The organism is Azospirillum sp., from assembly GCF_035627195.1.
Classification (GTDB): Bacteria; Pseudomonadota; Alphaproteobacteria; order Azospirillales; family Azospirillaceae; genus Azospirillum.
The window spans coordinates 11,997-28,646 of record NZ_DASPMG010000035.1 but is presented as its reverse complement, the minus strand read 5'-3'; the positions used below and the strand labels follow the sequence as shown (position 1 = coordinate 28,646).

General features: G+C 69.4%; 16 protein-coding genes and 2 tRNA genes. 13 read left to right on the top strand and 5 right to left on the bottom strand.

Translation table 11 applies throughout. The features are described 5' to 3' along the window. Positions 1-1,381: phosphoglycerate dehydrogenase (gene serA, locus VED21_RS02515; protein WP_324880731.1), on the top strand; the 1,381-nt coding region annotated here is incomplete at its 5' end. Between the two features lie 95 nt (positions 1,382-1,476). On the opposite strand, the gene VED21_RS02510 is transcribed toward serA, so the two are convergent. Continuing rightward, positions 1,477-2,076 (bottom strand): NUDIX domain-containing protein, encoded by a 600-nt coding sequence (locus VED21_RS02510; protein WP_324880730.1) that lies wholly within the window; start codon positions 2,074-2,076, stop codon positions 1,477-1,479. 68 nt (positions 2,077-2,144) lie between these two features. Continuing rightward, entirely contained in the window at positions 2,145-3,146 is a 1,002-nt protein-coding gene (locus VED21_RS02505) for a S1C family serine protease (protein ID WP_324880729.1), read from the bottom strand. A gap of 145 nt (positions 3,147-3,291) precedes the next feature. On the opposite strand from VED21_RS02505, the gene VED21_RS02500 reads away from it, so the two are divergent. Together VED21_RS02500 and VED21_RS02495 are read left to right on the top strand one after the other, a co-directional pair. Continuing rightward, positions 3,292-3,483: a hypothetical protein gene (locus tag VED21_RS02500; RefSeq protein WP_324880728.1), complete on the top strand. Its 192-nt coding sequence runs from the start codon at positions 3,292-3,294 to the stop codon at positions 3,481-3,483. Positions 3,484-3,597: 114 nt separating this feature from the next. Next, positions 3,598-3,837, top strand: coding sequence for a hypothetical protein (locus VED21_RS02495; RefSeq protein ID WP_324880727.1), 240 nt, complete (start codon positions 3,598-3,600; stop codon positions 3,835-3,837). Between the two features lie 6 nt (positions 3,838-3,843). Here VED21_RS02495 and VED21_RS02490 read toward each other — a convergent pair whose 3' ends face one another. The 3 genes from VED21_RS02490 to VED21_RS02480 all read right to left on the bottom strand — a co-directional run bounded on the left by VED21_RS02490 (position 3,844) and on the right by VED21_RS02480 (position 4,539). Beyond that, complete coding sequence (locus VED21_RS02490; protein WP_324880726.1) at positions 3,844-4,032, bottom strand: hypothetical protein; 189 nt, start codon at positions 4,030-4,032, stop codon at positions 3,844-3,846. A 185-nt stretch (positions 4,033-4,217) separates the two neighbouring features. Then, positions 4,218-4,292: transfer RNA gene (locus VED21_RS02485), tRNA-Asn, on the bottom strand. Between the two features lie 173 nt (positions 4,293-4,465). Continuing rightward, positions 4,466-4,539, bottom strand: a tRNA-Cys gene (locus VED21_RS02480). Positions 4,540-4,776: 237 nt separating this feature from the next. Between VED21_RS02480 and VED21_RS02475 the strand changes: the two genes are divergently transcribed. The 10 genes from VED21_RS02475 to VED21_RS02430 all read left to right on the top strand — a co-directional run bounded on the left by VED21_RS02475 (position 4,777) and on the right by VED21_RS02430 (position 16,646). After that, positions 4,777-5,433, top strand: coding sequence for a protein-L-isoaspartate O-methyltransferase (locus tag VED21_RS02475; protein ID WP_324880725.1), 657 nt, complete (start codon positions 4,777-4,779; stop codon positions 5,431-5,433). 137 nt (positions 5,434-5,570) lie between these two features. Beyond that, positions 5,571-6,980: a TolC family outer membrane protein gene (locus VED21_RS02470; protein ID WP_324880724.1), complete on the top strand. Its 1,410-nt coding sequence runs from the start codon at positions 5,571-5,573 to the stop codon at positions 6,978-6,980. A gap of 103 nt (positions 6,981-7,083) precedes the next feature. Beyond that, positions 7,084-7,776 (top strand): DUF2497 domain-containing protein, encoded by a 693-nt coding sequence (locus tag VED21_RS02465; RefSeq protein ID WP_324880723.1) that lies wholly within the window; start codon positions 7,084-7,086, stop codon positions 7,774-7,776. Between the two features lie 40 nt (positions 7,777-7,816). Further along, the gene (locus VED21_RS02460) at positions 7,817-10,465 is read left to right on the top strand and encodes a valine--tRNA ligase (RefSeq protein WP_324880722.1); all 2,649 of its coding nucleotides are present in this window, start codon (positions 7,817-7,819) and stop codon (positions 10,463-10,465) included. A 27-nt stretch (positions 10,466-10,492) separates the two neighbouring features. Next, positions 10,493-11,290 carry a YdcF family protein gene (locus tag VED21_RS02455; protein ID WP_324880721.1) on the top strand — a complete coding sequence of 266 codons (798 nt, stop codon included), beginning with the start codon at positions 10,493-10,495 and terminating at the stop codon, positions 11,288-11,290. A 114-nt stretch (positions 11,291-11,404) separates the two neighbouring features. Next, entirely contained in the window at positions 11,405-12,382 is a 978-nt protein-coding gene (locus tag VED21_RS02450; RefSeq protein ID WP_324880720.1) for a septal ring lytic transglycosylase RlpA family protein, read from the top strand. 57 nt (positions 12,383-12,439) lie between these two features. After that, positions 12,440-13,591 (top strand): D-alanyl-D-alanine carboxypeptidase family protein, encoded by a 1,152-nt coding sequence (locus VED21_RS02445; RefSeq protein ID WP_324880719.1) that lies wholly within the window; start codon positions 12,440-12,442, stop codon positions 13,589-13,591. A 1-nt stretch (position 13,592) separates the two neighbouring features. Then, on the top strand, positions 13,593-14,234 hold the full coding sequence (gene tmk / locus VED21_RS02440; RefSeq protein WP_324880718.1) for a dTMP kinase: 642 nt from the start codon (positions 13,593-13,595) through the stop codon (positions 14,232-14,234). A gap of 44 nt (positions 14,235-14,278) precedes the next feature. Continuing rightward, positions 14,279-14,737: a DUF2147 domain-containing protein gene (locus VED21_RS02435; RefSeq protein ID WP_324880717.1), complete on the top strand. Its 459-nt coding sequence runs from the start codon at positions 14,279-14,281 to the stop codon at positions 14,735-14,737. A 97-nt stretch (positions 14,738-14,834) separates the two neighbouring features. Beyond that, a complete protein-coding gene (locus VED21_RS02430; protein ID WP_324880716.1) occupies positions 14,835-16,646 on the top strand; it encodes an ABC transporter ATP-binding protein in 1,812 nt (603 codons plus the stop codon). Positions 16,647-16,650 lie beyond the last annotated feature (4 nt).

Genomic DNA, 16,650 nt, shown 5'->3' with positions numbered 1-16,650 from the left:
GGTGGTCGGGCGCGCCGGCATCGGCGTCGACAACGTCGACGTGCCGGCCGCCACCCAGCGCGGCATCGTGGTGATGAACACGCCCTACGGCAACTCCATCACCACGGCGGAGCACGCCATCGCGCTGATGTTCGCGCTGGCGCGCGAGATCCCGCAGGCCAACGCCTCCACCCACGCCGGCAAGTGGGAGAAGAACCGCTTCATGGGCGTGGAACTGACCGGCAAGACGCTGGGCGTGGTGGGCTGCGGCAACATCGGCTCCATCGTCGCCGAACGCGCGCTGGGGCTGAAGATGAAGGTCGTCGCCTTCGATCCCTTCCTGTCGGCCGAACGCGCCGCCGACCTGGGCGTCGAGAAGGCCGAACTGGACGAGTTGCTGGCGCGCGCCGACTTCATCACCCTGCACACGCCGCTGACCGAGCACACCCGCAACCTGCTGGACGCCCGCGCGCTGGCCAAGTGCCGGAAGGGCGTGCGCATCATCAACTGCGCGCGCGGCGGCCTGCTGGTCGAGAAAGACCTGAAGGCCGCGCTGGAATCGGGCCACGTCGCCGGCGCCGCGCTCGACGTCTTCGCGACGGAGCCGGCCAAGCAGAACATCCTGTTCGGCATGGACCAGGTGATCTGCACGCCGCACCTCGGCGCCTCCACCACCGAGGCGCAGGAGAAGGTGGCGCTACAGGTGGCCGAGCAGATGTCGGACTTCCTGGTCAGCGGCGCCGTCGTCAACGCGCTGAACATGCCCAGCGTGTCGGCCGAGGACGCGCCGAAGCTGCGCCCCTACATGCGCCTCGTGGAACAGCTGGGCAGCTTCGCCGGGCAACTCACCCAGTCCGGCCTGCGCGCCGTCACCATCGAGTACGAGGGCCACGCGGCCGAGCTGAACACCAAGCCGCTGACGGGCACCGTGCTGCAGGGGCTGCTGGGGCCGCTGCTCGATTCGGTGAACATGGTCAACGCCCCGGTGATCGCCCGCGAGCGCGACATCGCCGTGACCGAGGTGAAGCGCGAACGCGCCGGCGACTACCACACGCTGGTCCGCCTGATCGTCACCTCCGACCAGGGCACGCGCTGCGTGACCGGTTCGCTGGTCGGCGGCGACCGGCCGCGCGTCGTCGGCATCGACGAGGTTCCGATCGAGGCCGAGCTGTCGCCCAACGTGCTGTTCATCCGCAACGAGGACAAGCCGGGCTTCATCGGCCGCCTCGGCGTGGCGCTGGGCGACGCGGGCGTGAACATCGCGTCCTTCCACCTCGGCCGCACGGCGCCGGGGGAGAACGCCATCGCGCTGGTGTCGGTCGACCAGCCGCCCGGCGACGGCCTGCTCGCCGCCATCGCCGGCCTGCCGAGCGTGGTGCAGGCGAAGCTGCTGCGGTTCTGAGCCGAACGGATGTTGGGTTTTCGCTGCGCTCAACCCAACCTACGAAGCCACCCGTAGGTTGGGTTGAACCGCAGGTGAAAACCCGACGTCGCGCGTCACCGCCACGCGGCGCGCAGCCGCTCGCGATGGCGCATCAGCCATTGCAGGGCAATGATCGAGATCGAGTTGTTCAGCTTGTCCTCGTCGAGCAGGCGAAAGGCCTCCTCGGCGGGGACGACGCTGACGCGGATGTCCTCGTGCTCGGATTCCAGGCCATGGATGCCGCCGATGCCGGTGCAGTCGACGCGGCCGCAGAACAGCGTCACGCGTTCGGTGAAGGCGCCGGGGCTGGGGAAGAACTCGCAGACCCGTTCGACCTCCCGCACGGTGCAGCCGGCCTCCTCGTGCGCTTCGCGCCGGGCCACTTCCTCGGCGGTTTCGCCCTTGCCCACCATGCCGGCGACGATCTCCGTCAGCCAGGCCGGGCCGCCGGCCGCCGCGGCGCCGACGCGGAACTGCTCGATCAGCACCACCGAATCGCGACCGGGGTCGTAGAGCACGATGCCCACCGCGTCGCCGCGCACGCACACCTCGCGGGGTACGGATTCGGTCCAGCCGCCGTCGAACTTCCTGTGCCGCAGGCGGTAGACGTCGACCTGAAGAAAGCCGTCGTGGGCTCGCTTCTTCTCGATCACCTCGACATCGGGGTGGTCCATTCCGGATGCTCCTTGGGCTTTGCCGCGTCGCTTCGCGGTTTAGCGCATCCGGCCGCGTCGCGCGAGGTTCAGAAGGTGGGGTTCAGCTTGAGGAAACGGTACCGGTCGCCGGACGTCACGGTGACCGGCTCGATCCGCGTGCCGCGCATCACCTCCAGCGGAACGGTGACGCCCGCGGCGCCGAGGCCCCAGAGCTTGCGGTAGAAGTCGGCCAACCCCTTGAAGCGCTGGCCGCCGACGCCGACGATCTGGTCGCCGGGACGCAGGCCCGCCGCCTCCGCCGGCCCGCGCGGCGTCACCCGCTCGACCAGCAGCCCTCCCTGTTCCTCGCGGACGTTGACACCCAGCCAGGGCCGCGCATCCTCCTGCCGGCGGCCATAGGCGAGCAGGTCGCCCAGAACGTCCTTCAACGCGTTGACCGGCACGAACATATTGCCGGGCAGGGCGCGCCCCGGCGCCGCCTCGCCCACGATCAGGGAGCCGATGCCGAGCAGCCGGCCGTTCGAGTCGACCAGCGCCGCCCCGTTGAAGGCGCGCAATGGCGGCGTCGTGAAGATCGCGTCGTCCAGAAGGTATTCCCAATAGCCGGCGAACTCGCGCTTGCTGGCGACCAGCACCGGCATCACCGGCTGCGCGCCCCCGCGGCTGAGCGCCAGCAACATGTCGCCGGTCTTCACCGAGCCCGAATCGCCCATCCGCACCGGCGGCGCCGAAAAGCCGAATCCGGCGCGCAGCAGCCCGAACCCGCTGACGTGGTCGTACGCGACCAGTTCGGCCGGGTAGCGCTTTCCGTCCGCCGCCGTCACCTGAAGAGTCGCCGCCTCCATGATGGTATAGCCGATGGTGACGATGAGGCCGTTCGAGTCGATGACCACGCCGGTGCCCTCGCGCTCGGTGCCGAGCGTGCGGGCGCTTTGGGAATCCGGCGGGACGGTGACGTCGATGCGCACCACGGCGCGCAGCAGCGTCTGCGGGTCGGGGTCCGCGGCGCGGGCCGGGCCCGCCAGAAGGGACGCCAGCCCCAGAAAGGCTAGAAAGGCCGTCATCCGGCAAACGGGAAGCACGCGCATCCGAGTCCCTCCTTACCCCATCCAAGGAAGATGAGCCTGGGCGTCACCGCATCAAGGAGACGTGATCGAGGAGATGCGGTGCGGCGAAACTCCGCGCCCGCCCCGGTGTTTCCCGACGGACACCGAGACAGTGGAGAACGGACCGATGCCCATCAACAGCGAAAGCGAACTCGAACAGGCCGTCGCCGAGTTCCAGCGTCTCGCCGACGTGCCGGAGGATTCGTCCGGCGCGCGCCGGCGGCGGGAACTGGATGCCGAGATCAAGGCGTATTACGTGCGCTGCTCCAACGACATGAAGATGGGCAAGCCGCCGTCCGACCCGAACGGACCGGCGTGACGTGCATTTCTGCGCCGACGCATTTCTTCGTCGACACATTTCTTCATCGACGGGGCCGGCCCGCTTGCCGACAATGGCGCCTCCTGACGCCAACCGGACGCGAGCCCCACCGCCATGAAGCGACCCGATTCCTGCTACACCTGCCGGTTCTGGGAAGGGCAGGGGTTGCGCCAGCGCGGTCCCAAGGGCATCTGCCGGCGCTTCCCGCCCGTGGTGACCTCGCGCGCGCCGGACGGCCGTTTCCCGATCACCCTGTCCACCGACTGGTGCGGCGAGTGGAAGCGCGACGTCGGCGAAGCACCGGCCCCATCCGAATCCGAGGACCGGACGATCTACGACGACTTCGCGAACTGACCCGGTTCAGCGCGGCAGCGGCACCATGACCAGCTGGCGCGTGGCGTCCGATCGGTAGAGCTGATCGGACACCGCGCGGCCGTTCCAGTTCAAGCTCATCAACGCGACGGCCGCCGCCGTCACGACCACCACCAGAACCGCGGCACCCACCCAGCCGTCGGCCTCCGGTCCGCCTGGATCCTCTTCCACGTACACGGCCGCCTCCCTCGTTACGCCACGCATCGATCGGGGCAAGCATCACGTTGAAGTATATGGGAAATCCGCGACGGAACGCATTCGGCCAGGAAGCCGCAGGCCAGCTCTCTTTCGTGGGACGGACTAACGCCATAGAGGAGAATGAAAAAAGGCCAGATCCCGAAGGAATCTGGCCTTTTTCGAATTGGCTCCGGCGGTAGGATTCGAACCTACGACCAACGGATTAACAGTCCGCTGCGCTACCGCTGCGCCACGCCGGATCAGCGTGTGGGCGGCTATATAGCGAAAGCCTTGGCCTCTGCCAAGCCTTTCCTGCCCGATTTTTCCAGCCGTCCGTCTTTTTGCCGGCGGAACCGGCGTGGAATGCAAACGCCGACGCGGGCGAGGCCTTGGCTGGCCACGCCCGCATGTCGGTGTCGAATTTTCAGGGTATTGGAGGCACGGGCGGGAATCGAACCCACGTACACGGATTTGCAGTCCGCTGCATCACCACTCTGCCACCGCGCCACGGTGTCCGGTCCGGAACGCTGCCGTCCCGATCGGAGGCGCAGGTATAGACTGCCGCGCTGCCGTGGTCAAGGCACTGAAGCGCACCTTTCGCGGGTGATCGTCACGGCAGGCGCGGGGAGCCCCCTCGCCGTTGTGTTCGCGCGGCGTACCGGATATATACGCGCAGGCAGCAAAGCCGTTTCCTGCGGCTGGGCGCCCCCGCCCCGTTCCCAACCGAGCCGATTGCGACCCGCCATGTCCGATTACGCCGCCGCCCGCTTCTTCATGGTCGAGGGACAGATCCGTCCGAACAAGGTGACCGACCACCGTCTGGTCGAGGCGTTGATGGACGTCCCGCGTGAAAACTTCGTGCCGGACGCCGTGCGCGGCATCGCCTACGTCGACGAGGACGTGCCGGTCGGCAACGGGCGCTATCTGATGGAGCCCATGATCTTCGCCCGCATGCTGCAGGAAGCGTCGATCGGGGAGAACGACGTGGTGCTCGACGTCGGCTGCGCCACCGGCTACTCCACCGCCATCCTGGCGCGGCTGGCCGCGACCGTGGTCGGCCTGGAGTCGGACGCCTCCCTGGCCGAGCGCGCGAAGGCCGCGCTGGCTTCGGCCGGCGCCACCAACGCGCTGGCGGTCACGGGCCCGCTGGCCGCCGGCTACGCCAACCAGGCGCCCTACGACGTCATCATCTTCGAGGGCGCCGTGTGCGAGGTGCCGGCCGCGATCTGCGAGCAGCTCGCCGACGGCGGCCGCATGGTCGCCACCGTGCTGGGCGACCGCGGCCTGGGCGAGGTCCGCCTGTACGAGCGCACCGGCAAGGTGGTGTCGAGCCGCGTGCTCTTCGAGGCCCAGCCGCACCTGCTGCCCGGCTTCGAGCCCAAGCCGAAGTTCGAGTTCTGAGCCTGAACCGCTGCGCGCCGGGGGGCTGGCGCAGCATGGATGCAACCAGCGGCGCCGTGTGCCACCATGGGCACGCGGACTGGGGGAGGGACCCGAGGGGACCCGCCGGATTCGACCCGAAGAGAAGGTCCAGAGACATGACCGTGCGAAGCCGTAATGCGGGACGTTGGCTGGCGACGGCCGTCACCTGCGGCGTCATGGTGGCCGGCATGGCCGCCACCGCCCAGGCCCAGACCCTGGAACAGGCGCTGGCCCAGGCCTACGAGAACAACCCCACCCTGGCGGCGCAGCGCGCGCGCCTGCGCGCCGTCGACGAACAGGTGCCGCAGGCCCTTTCGCGTTACCGCCCGACCGTCTCCGCCGAAGCCGGGGTGACGCGGTCGGCGACGACGTCCCAGCAGTCCGGGGGCGGCCGTTCCGCGGAGTTGCGCAGCGCCGCGACGCCGAAGTCCGCCGAACTGAACGTGACCCAGCCGCTGTACGATCCGCAGGCCGCGCCGCTCGTCCGCTCGGCCGAGAACACCGTGCAGGCGCAGCGTTCACAGCTGCTGGCGACCGAACAGCAGGTCCTGCTGAACGCCGCGTCCGCCTACCTGGACGTGGTGCAGAACCAGGCGGTGGTGCTGCTCAGCGCCAACAACGAGCAGGTGCTGCGCCGCCAGCTCGAGGCGGCGCGCGACCGCTTCCGCGTCGGCGAGTACACCCGCACCGACGTCAGCCAGTCCGAGTCGCGTCTGGCGCAGTCCGTCGCCAACCGCATCTCCAACGAAGGCACGCTGCAGACGTCGCGCGGCACCTACGTTCGCTACATCGGCACGATGCCGGGCAACCTGAAGGCGCCCAAGCCGACCTTCAAGCTGCCGGCCACTCTGGACGAGACGGTCGAGCTGGCCCGCGCCAACAACCCGACGATCCTCAGCGCCTCGTTCCAGGAGGCGGCCCAGCGCGAGAACATCGACGTCGCCTACGGCCGCATGCTGCCGACGGTGAGCCTGTCGGCCTCGGCCGGCCGCACGTGGGATCTCGGCACCTCGGCCACCTCGGGCGTCACCACGGACCGCCAGGACAGCGCGTCGTTGCGTGCCCAGGTGCGCATTCCGCTCTACTCCGCCGGGCAGGCCGAGTCCCAGGTCCGCGAGGCGAAGCAGACCGCCAATCAGTACCGCATCCAGATCGACGAAAGCCGCCGCGCGGTGCAGGAGACCGCGATCAGCGCGTGGCAGTCCCTGAGCACGGCACGCGCCAGCATCGAGTCCTTCCAGGCGCAGATCAAGGCGGCGCAGATCGCCTTGGAAGGTGTCCGGCAGGAGGCGCAGGTCGGCTCGCGCACCGTGCTCGACGTGCTGAACCAGGAGCAGGAGCTGCTGAACGCGCGCGTCAGCCTCGTGCGCGCCCAGCGCAACGAAATGGTGGCGGCGTTCCAGCTTCTCTCGGCGGTCGGGCAGTTGACGGCTCAGCAGCTCCGCCTGCCGGTCGAGTATTACAATTACGATGCCCATTACCGCGCCGTGCGCGACAAATGGTTCGGAACCGGCATCGGCGAGTGATCGCTGCGGCCCGCTCCGGCGGGCCGCTCTTGTCTTGCGGCCTTTTTTTTCATCCATTCCTGTCCTAGTGTGGGGATCAGGATGACGTCCCGGGTTACCCACGATGAGCGATAAGGGCCAGCAAGAACCGTCGATGGAGGAGATCCTCGCCTCCATCCGCCGCATCATCTCCGAGGATGGCGAGCCCGGGGCGAAGACCGTCGAGAAGCCCGAGCCGGCCCCGGCCCCCATCGCCGCGCCTCCGCCTCCACCGCCGCCCCCGCCGCCCCCACCCCCGATGATGGCGGAGGAGGAGCCGGAGGACGACGTCCTGGAGTTGACGCAGGTGGTGGACGACGAGCCGCCGCCGATGCGGGACGAGCCGGAGGACGACGGCTGGCCGGAGGAGCCCGCTTTCCCGTCCGAGCCCGAGCCGGAGCCGCCGCCCCCGCCGCCGCGTGCCCCGCCGCCGCCGCCGCCGCGGATGATGCCGGACTTCGACGACGTCACGGAGATGCCGCCCCCGCCGCCGCGGCGTCCCCGGCCGATGCCGGTGATGGACGACGAGGACGACGGGCTGATCTCCCGCCGCACGGCCAAGGACGCCTCGCAGCACTTCACCCACCTCGCGCGCGAGCTGGGCGACGACCTGTCGATCGGGCCGATGCCGGTCGGCATCCGCACCGTCGAGGACGTGGTGCGCGAGCTGCTGAAGCCGCTGTTGAAGGAATGGCTCGACGAGAACCTGCCGACGGTCGTCGAACGGCTCGTCCAGCAGGAGATCGACCGCATGATCCGCCGGACCCAGAAGTTCTGAAGATCGGCCTGACGTAAGAGCGCTAGCGAAAGTTCCCGAGATGCTTGAAAAGACTTACCGGCCCGCCGAGGTCGAGGAGAAGCACTACCGTCTGTGGGAGGAGTCGGGCGCGTTCGCCGCGAACACGCAGTCGAACGCCCGGCCCTACACCATCATGATGCCGCCGCCGAACGTCACCGGCAGCCTGCACATGGGGCACGCGCTGACCTTCACGCTGCAGGACGTGCTGATCCGCTACAAGCGCATGCGGGGTCGGGACGCGCTCTGGCAGCCGGGCACCGACCACGCCGGCATCGCCACGCAGATGGTCGTCGAGCGCAACCTCGCCAAGGAAGGCAAGACGCGCCACGACTTCGGCCGCGACGCCTTCATCGACAAGGTGTGGGAGTGGAAGGCCGAATCGGGCGGCACCATCACCCGCCAGCTCCGCCGCCTGGGCGCCTCGCCGGACTGGGCGAAGGAGCGCTTCACCATGGACGAGGGCCTGAGCAAGGCCGTCCGCAAGGTGTTCGTCGAGCTGTACCGCCAGGGCCTGCTGTACAAGGACAAGCGCCTCGTCAACTGGGATCCCAAGCTGCACACGGCGATCTCCGACCTGGAGGTCGAGCAGCGCGAGATCAAGGGCAACCTCTGGCACTTCAAGTATCCGATCGAGGGCGAGGCCGACCGCTTCATCGTGGTCGCCACCACGCGGCCCGAGACGATGCTGGGCGACACGGCCGTCGCCGTGCATCCGGAGGACGAGCGCTACAAGGACCTGATCGGCAAGAACGTCGTCCTGCCGCTGGTCGGCCGCCTGATCCCCATCGTGGGTGACGAGTACGCCGATCCGGAGACCGGTTCGGGTGCCGTGAAGATCACCCCGGCGCACGACTTCAACGACTTCAACGTCGGCAAGCGCAACGGCCTCGACATCATCAACATCATGGACCGCGACGCGCGCCTGACCGACGCGGTGCCGGAGGCCTACCGCGGCCTCGACCGCTACGAGGCGCGCAAGAAGGTGGTGGCCGACATCGAGGCGCTGGGCCTGCTGGAGAAGATCGAGCCGCACACGCACATGGTGCCGCACGGCGACCGCTCCGGCGTGGCGATCGAGCCCTGGCTGACCGACCAGTGGTACGTCGACGCCGCGACGCTGGCCAAGCCGGCCATCGAGGCGGTGGAGACCGGCAAGACGGTGTTCGTGCCCAAGCAGTGGGAGAACACCTATTACGAGTGGATGCGCAACATCCAGCCGTGGTGCGTCAGCCGCCAGATCTGGTGGGGTCACCAGATCCCCGCGTGGTACGGGCCGGACGGCCAGGTCTTCGTCGAGGAGACGGAGGAGGCCGCGCGCGCGGCCGCCGACAAGCACTACGGCAAGACCGTCGAACTGGCCCGCGACCAGGACGTGCTGGACACCTGGTTCTCGTCGGCGCTGTGGCCGTTCTCGACGCTGGGCTGGCCGGACAAGACGCCGGAGCTGGACCGCTATTACCCCACCGACGTGCTGGTGACGGGCTTCGACATCATCTTCTTCTGGGTCGCCCGGATGATGATGATGGGCATCCACTTCATGGGCGACGTGCCGTTCCGCACGGTCTACATCCACGCCCTGGTCCGCGACGAGAAGGGCCAGAAGATGTCGAAGTCCAAGGGGAACGTCATCGACCCCCTGGAACTGATCGGCGAGTACGGCACCGACGCGCTGCGCTTCACCCTGTCGGCCATGGCCGCGCAAGGCCGCGACATCAAGCTGTCGGTGAACCGCGTCGAAGGCTACCGCAACTTCGCCACCAAGCTGTGGAACGCCGCGCGCTACTGCCAGATGAACGGCGCCGTGCCGGTGCCGGGGTTCGAACCCAAGGGCCTGACGCAGACGGTCAACCGCTGGATCGCGGGCGCCCTGGCCGAGGCCGGCAAGAAGGTCGCCGACGCCATCGAGGCCTACAAGTTCAACGAGGCGGCGGGCGCCATCTACCAGTTCACCTGGGGCACCTTCTGCGACTGGTACCTGGAGTTCACCAAGCCGATCCTCAACGGGTCCGACGAGGCGGCGAAGGCCGAGACCCGCGCCACCACCGCCTGGGTGCTGGACGAGATCCTGCACATCCTGCACCCGTTGATGCCCTTCATCACGGAAGAGCTGTGGGAGCAACTGGCCGAGGGTCGGCGGAACCGCCTGATCAGCGCCGGCTGGCCGGAGCACGGCCCCGACCTGATCGATCCGGCCGCCCGCGACGAGATGGAGTGGGTGGTGCGCGTGATCTCGTCGGTGCGCTCCATGCGCTCGGAAATGAACGTTCCGCCGTCGGCGCAGATCGCGCTGCACCTCAAGGACGCCAGCCCGGAGACGCTGAAGCGCCTGGACACGCACCGCGACCTCATCCTGCGCATGGGCCGTCTGGCCTCGGCCGAGCCGCTGCAGGGCGCCGTGCCGAAGAGCGCGGTGCAGGCCGTGGTGGACGAGGCGACGGTGATCCTGCCGCTGGAGGGCATCGTCGACCTGGACAAGGAGCGGGCGCGCCTGACCAAGGAGATCGAGAAGCTGTCGGCGGAGATCAAGAAGATCGACGCCAAGCTCGGCAACGAGCAGTTCGTCGCCAAGGCGCCCGAGGAGGTCATCGAGGAACAGCGCGACCGGCGCGAGACGGCCGCGCAGGCCCGCGACAAGCTGCAGAAGGCCGTGGAGATGCTGGGGGCGTAAGCCGGGCAGGGCGGGGGGCGGCAGGGCGTGGACTTCATCGCGTCGAAGGTGCTCCTGCCGCTCGCCCTGCCGGGCAACCTGCTCACCGTCCTGCTGATCGCCGGCTGCGCGCTTCTGTTCCGCTCGGGCGAGCGGGCGCGGCGCGTCGGTCGGCGTCTCGTCGTACTGTCGGCCGCCGGTTTCCTCGCCTTCGCCGTTCTCCCCGTCGCGGATTGGCTGGCGCTTCCCCTGGAAAGCCGCTTCCCGCGGCCCGCACTGCCGGACCGTGTGGACGGCGTCATTGTGCTGGGCGGCGCCGTTAGCCCGGCGCTGGCCGCCGCGCGCGGCGAACCCTCGGTGAACGACGCGGCGGAGCGTGTCCTCGCCTTCGCGGACCTCGGCCGGCGCTACCCGGACGCCCGGCTGGTGTTCACCGGCGGCTCCGGCTCGCTGTGGGAGGGGCAGTACCGCGAAGGCTCCGCCATGCGTGCGGCGCTGGGGCAAGCCGGGCTCGACGCCGGGCGCGTGCTGTTCGAGACCGAGTCGCGCAACACTTGGGAGAATGTCCGTTTCAGCCGCCGCTTCGCCGAACCGAAGGACGGCGAGACGTGGCTGCTGGTCACCTCGGCGTGGCACATGCCGCGCGCCGTCGGCCTTTTCCGGCAGGCGGGCTGGCCGGTCACGGCGTACCCGGTCGACTACCGCACGCGTGGTGACGGCAGGCCCTACCTGATCTTGGATCTGGGCGAGGGGCTCGATTCAGCCACGCCGGTGCTGAAGGAATGGATCGGGCTCGTCGCCTACCGCCTGATGGGCCGCACCGACGCGCTATTCCCCGCACCCTGAACGGCAAGTCCCCAAACCATCCTCTGCGACTTCCTTAAGACCACGAAGCCACCCCATTGGCGGAACGGATTAGCTCGGCTAGAGTGCGGCTACCAAATCTTGAGGGGTAGCGGGATGCGACGCGCGCATATGCTGAGGGGAACGGTGGTGCTGGTCGCAGCGCTGTCGCTCGCGGCGTGCGCCGGGCAGCCGGCGGCGCCTCCGTCGAAGGCCACCTACAAGGTCGGCAAGCCCTACCAGATCAACGGCGTCTGGTACTACCCGGCCGAGGACTACACTTACGACGAGACCGGCATCGGGTCCTGGTACGGGCCGGGCTTCCACGGCAAGGCCACGGCCAACGGCGAGACGTACGACGAGATGGAGATGACGGCGGCGCACCGCACGCTGCCCATGCCCAGCCTCGTGCGCGTCACCAACCTGGATAACGGCCGCTCCATTGTCGTGCGCGTCAACGACCGCGGCCCGTACGCGAACAACCGCATCATCGACATGTCCCGGCGCGGCGCCCAGCTTCTGGGCTACGAGGGCACCGGCACGGCGAAGCTGCGCGTGCAGATCCTGGCCGAGGAAAGCCGGCAGATCGCCGCCGCCGCCCGCGCCGGCACGCCAGCGCCGATCCTGGCCGAACTCGACGGACCGCCGCCGAAGGCGGCCCCCCGCGGCAAGATCGAGGTCTCCGGCACCCCGGTCCCCGGCCCGGCCGCACCGCTGCCCGGCTCCTCCAGGGTGGCGCCCGGCGGCGCCAGCGCGGGCGTCGTGGGGGCCGCCGTCGCCGCGCCGACCAGCGTGCCGGGCCAGGAGGTGGAGGGCCGCTTCCTGCCGGCCCCCGTCGCGGTCAACGTGCCGGTGCGCCAGAACGGGCAGATCTTCGTCCAGGTCGGCGCCTTCGGCAGCCAGGACAACGTGAACCGCGCCCGCGCGAAACTCAGCGCGCTCGGCCAGCCGGCCAGCGTGTCGCCGGCCAGCAGCGGCGGTGTCAGGCTGCAGCGCGTGCGCATTGGCCCTCTGGACAGCGTCGAGCGGGCCGACATCGTGCTGGCCCAGGTGCTACAGTCCGGCCTTACGGACGCCAAAATCGTGGTGGAATGATCGGCCGCCGCCCGGCAAAGGTCGTTCGCCAGGGTCCATAGAGGGGAGTTGTTGTCCATGTCCGCAGTCCGGATCCGCTTCGCCGCTGTGCTCGCCGCCGCGCTGGCGGCGGTTGGGGGCGTTCTGCCGGCCCGCGCCGCGACGATCGAGACGATCGCCAAGCAGGCGATCCTCATCGACATGACCTCGAACACCGTGCTGTTCGAGAAGAACGCCGACCAGCGCATGCCGCCGTCGTCCATGAGCAAGGTCATGACGATGTACATGGTCTTCGAGGCGCTGAAGGCCGGGCGGATGTCGCTGGAGCACACGCTGCCCGTCAGCGAGCGCGCGTGGCGCATGCAGGGCTCGAAGATGTTCGTCGAGCTGCACAACATGATCAAGATCGACGACCTGATCAAAGGCGTCATCGTGCAGTCCGGCAACGACGCCTGCATCGTCCTGGCCGAAGGTCTGGCCGGGTCGGAGCCCGCCTTCGCCGAGCAGATGAACAAGAAGGCGAAGGAAATCGGCCTGACCAGCAGCAACCTGACGAACGCCACCGGCTGGCCGGACCCCAATCATTACATGACCGCGCGCGATCTCTCGATTCTGGCGGAGCGGCTGATCAAGGACTTCCCGGAATACTATCACTACTACGCGATCCGGGATTTCCAGTACCACGGCATCAAGCAGGGCAACCGCAACCCGCTGCTCTACCGCGGCATCGGTGCCGACGGCCTGAAGACCGGCCACACCGACGCCGCCGGCTACGGCCTGACCGGCTCGGCCGAGCGCGAGGGGCGGCGCCTGATCCTGGTGGTCAACGGCCTGCCCAGCATGCAGGCCCGCGCGGACGAATCGGCCCGCCTGATCGAGTGGGGCTTCCGCGAGTTCAACACCTATGCCCTGTTCAAGGCCGGAGATACGATCGAGCAGGTGCCGGTGTGGCTGGGCGCGCAGGACACGGTGCCGGTCACCGTGCCGAACGACCTGAAGGTCACCATGGCCCGCGCCGACCGCCCGAACATGAAGGTGACGCTGGTCTCCAACGCGCCCGTCCAGGCGCCCATCCGCAAGGGCGACCCGGTCGGCAAGGTGATCATCAGCGCCCCCGGCGCGCCGGCCAAGGAGGTGCCCGTGGTCGCCGCGCAGGACGTGGAGAAGCTGGGCTTCTTCGGCCGCGCCGTGGCGGCGGCCAAGTACATCGTGCTGGGCGCCGGGTCGTAAGATGGCCGGGCGCGGACGGTTCATCACGCTGGAAGGCGGGGAAGGGGCGGGCAAGTCCACGCAGCTCCGCCTGCTGGCGGACGCGCTCGCCGCCTGCGGCATCGACGTGGTGGTGACGCGCGAGCCCGGCGGCTCCCCGGGTGCGGAGCAGATCCGCGCCCTGCTGGTCTCCGGCGACACCGGCCGCTGGAGCCCGGTGACCGAAGGGCTGCTGCACACCGCCGCCCGGCGCGACCATCTGGAGCGCACCGTGTGGCCGGCGCTGGACGCCGGGCGCTGGGTGCTGTGCGACCGCTTCTTCGACAGCACCATGGCCTACCAGGGCTACGGCCTCGGCCTGGGGCGGGAGCCCATCGAGACTCTGCAGCGCGTGGCGCTCGGCGACTTCCGGCCTGACCTGACGCTGATCCTCGACCTGCCCGTCGAGACCGGGCTGAAGCGGGCGTCCGACCGCCGCGGCGGCGAGGACCGGTACGAGCGCATGGACGTCGACTTCCACCGCCGCCTGCGCGACGGCTTCCTCGACATCGCCCGGCGGGAGCCGGCGCGCTGCGCCGTCATCGACGCGGCGCATCCGGTGGAGGCGGTGCAGGCCGCCATCCTGGACGCGGTCACCCGGCGCCTGGACGTGCGCGTGCCATAACGCCCGCCACCGCGTTGTGCCGGGCGACAGCGAGGGAGGCAACGATGCGGCGGGCTCTTCTGACGGCATTCCTGTTCTTGGCCCCCATGGCGGCGTCGGCATCGGCATCGGCGGCGCCGGACGACGCCTTCGGCGTCTGGCGCACCGCCAGCGGAGAGGCGGCGGTCGAGGTCGTGCCCTGCGACGGCCGGGCCTGCGGCCGGCTGATCTGGTACGTGGAAAAGCGCAGCGGCACCGACGCCGGCCGCGACAGCAAGAACCCGGACGAGGCGCTGCGCACCCGCCGCCTGTGCGGTCTGCCCATGATCGGCGGCTTCAAACGCACCGCCGAGGGATGGGAGGACGGCTGGATCTACGACCCGGAATCCGGCAACACCTACAGCGCCACCATGACGCCGGACGGCCGCGACCGGCTGCGCCTGCGCGGCTACGTCGGCATCCCGCTGCTCGGCCGGACCGAGGTGTGGCACCGGGCACCCGCAGGGCAGGAACGCTGCAGATAGGGGCCTCGCGCGCTCGCCGCGGGCGCGATCTTCCGGGATGATGCCGGTTTCCAAGCGGCCTGCCTTCCCCGAGATCGTGTCCCGGAGATCCGACAGCGTGCCTGCCCCTTCCTCGCCCCGCCGCGACGCGCCCGCACCGGGCGTGGTGACGGCGTCGCCCTGGCTGTTCCTGTGGACGTTCGTGCGCCGCCGCTACTGGGGGCGCACGCTGCTGCTGGCGCTCACCGCCGTCGGCGGCATCGGGCTGATGAGCTTCGAGCCGGTGGCGCTGAAGGCGCTGGTGGACGGGCTGGCCGCCGCGGGCGGGTGGAGTGGCGACGTGCTGTTCTGGTTCCTGGCGCTGGGCGGGCTGTGGATCGGCTCCGCCCTGTTCAACCGGGCGCGGGAGATCGTCGACCTCTACACCGGCCCGGCGTTGCGCCAGGACATTCAGTTCCAGCTGTTCGCCCACCTGATCGGGCACTCGCCGCGCTACTTCCAGGAAAACCACGCCGGCAAGCTGGGCCAGAAGATCAAGCAGGCGGGGCAGAGCGCCCTGCAGCTGATCGACATCCTGTCCAACGACATCGTGCGCATCGTCGTCGTGCTGTCGTTCAGCCTCACCCTGCTCTATGCGGCGCACACCGTCTTCGCCGTGCTGCTGGTCGGCTGGACGGCGGTGCAGATCGCCATCTCCGCGCTGCTGGCGCGGCGCTGCATCGCGCTGTCCCGCGCCTTTTCCGAACAGGTCGCGGCCTCCACCGGCCACATGGTGGACGTCATCGCCAATATCGAACTGGTGCGCGCCTTCGTCCGCCGCCAGCACGAGTTCGGCCTCGTGTCCGACACGCTGGGGAAGGAAGCCGAACGCTCGCGCGCGTTGCGCTGGTTCCTGGTGAAGATGTGGTTCGTCCTGTTCAACGCGCTGCTGGTCTTCCAGATCGCGCTGATCGGCATCGCCGTGTCCGAGGCGGTGGCCGGCCGCATGTCGGTGGGCGACTTCGCCATGGTGTTCTCGCTGGCCAGCATCGTCGGCATCAACGTGTGGAACCTGTCCACGCGCATGCTCGGGTTCTTCGAGAACCTCGGCAACCTGTCGGGTGCGCTGGAGCTGATCGCCCGCCCGCACGAGATCCTCGACCAGCCCGGCGCGCGGCCGCTGGCGGTCCCGGCCGGCGGCGTGGTCGTCGATGGCGTCCGCTTCGCGCACGCCGACGGCACCACGGTGTTCGAGGATCTGGACCTGACCATCGCGCCCGGCGAGAAGGTGGCGCTGGTTGGCCCGTCGGGGGCGGGCAAGAGCACGCTGGTGAAGCTGCTGCGCCGCCAGTACGAGCCGCAGCGGGGCCGCATCCTGATCGACGGGCAGGACATCGCCGAGGTCACGCTCGAATCGCTGAACCACGCCGTCGCCGAGGTGCCGCAGTCCCCGGCGCTGTTCCACCGCACCATCCGCGAGAACATCGCCTACGCCCGCCCGGACGCCGGGGAGGCGGAGGTGCTGGACGCGTCCCGCAAGGCGCACTGCCACGACTTCGTCCAGCAGCGGCCCAACGGCTATGAGGCGGTGGTGGGCGAGCACGGCGTGCGCCTGTCCGGCGGCGAGCGCCAGCGCGTCGCCATCGCCCGCGCGCTGCTGAAGGACGCGCCCATCCTTATCCTCGACGAAGCGACCTCGGCCCTGGATTCGGAAACGGAACGCCTGATCCAGGACGCGCTGTGGACGCTGTTCGAAGGCCGCACGGTGATCGCCATCGCCCACCGCCTGTCCACCATCACCGGCATGGACCGCGTCTTCTACATGGAACAGGGCCGCATCCTGGAATCCGGCAGCCACGCGGAGCTGCTGGCGCGCCAGGGCCGCTACGCCGACCTCTGGCGCCAGCAGGTCGGCGGCTTCCTGCCGAGCGAGGAGATGAACGGCGCGTGACCCG

Coding starts and splice junctions, on each gene's coding strand:
- VED21_RS02510 (WP_324880730.1), bottom strand. CDS start 2,076: ATGGACCACCCCGATGTCGAGGTGATCGAGAAGAAGCGAGCCCACGAC.
- VED21_RS02505 (WP_324880729.1), bottom strand. CDS start 3,146: ATGCGCGTGCTTCCCGTTTGCCGGATGACGGCCTTTCTAGCCTTTCTG.
- VED21_RS02500 (WP_324880728.1), top strand. CDS start 3,292: ATGCCCATCAACAGCGAAAGCGAACTCGAACAGGCCGTCGCCGAGTTC.
- VED21_RS02495 (WP_324880727.1), top strand. CDS start 3,598: ATGAAGCGACCCGATTCCTGCTACACCTGCCGGTTCTGGGAAGGGCAG.
- VED21_RS02475 (WP_324880725.1), top strand. CDS start 4,777: ATGTCCGATTACGCCGCCGCCCGCTTCTTCATGGTCGAGGGACAGATC.
- VED21_RS02470 (WP_324880724.1), top strand. CDS start 5,571: ATGACCGTGCGAAGCCGTAATGCGGGACGTTGGCTGGCGACGGCCGTC.
- VED21_RS02465 (WP_324880723.1), top strand. CDS start 7,084: ATGAGCGATAAGGGCCAGCAAGAACCGTCGATGGAGGAGATCCTCGCC.
- VED21_RS02460 (WP_324880722.1), top strand. CDS start 7,817: ATGCTTGAAAAGACTTACCGGCCCGCCGAGGTCGAGGAGAAGCACTAC.
- VED21_RS02450 (WP_324880720.1), top strand. CDS start 11,405: ATGCGACGCGCGCATATGCTGAGGGGAACGGTGGTGCTGGTCGCAGCG.
- VED21_RS02445 (WP_324880719.1), top strand. CDS start 12,440: ATGTCCGCAGTCCGGATCCGCTTCGCCGCTGTGCTCGCCGCCGCGCTG.
- tmk (WP_324880718.1), top strand. CDS start 13,593: ATGGCCGGGCGCGGACGGTTCATCACGCTGGAAGGCGGGGAAGGGGCG.
- VED21_RS02435 (WP_324880717.1), top strand. CDS start 14,279: ATGCGGCGGGCTCTTCTGACGGCATTCCTGTTCTTGGCCCCCATGGCG.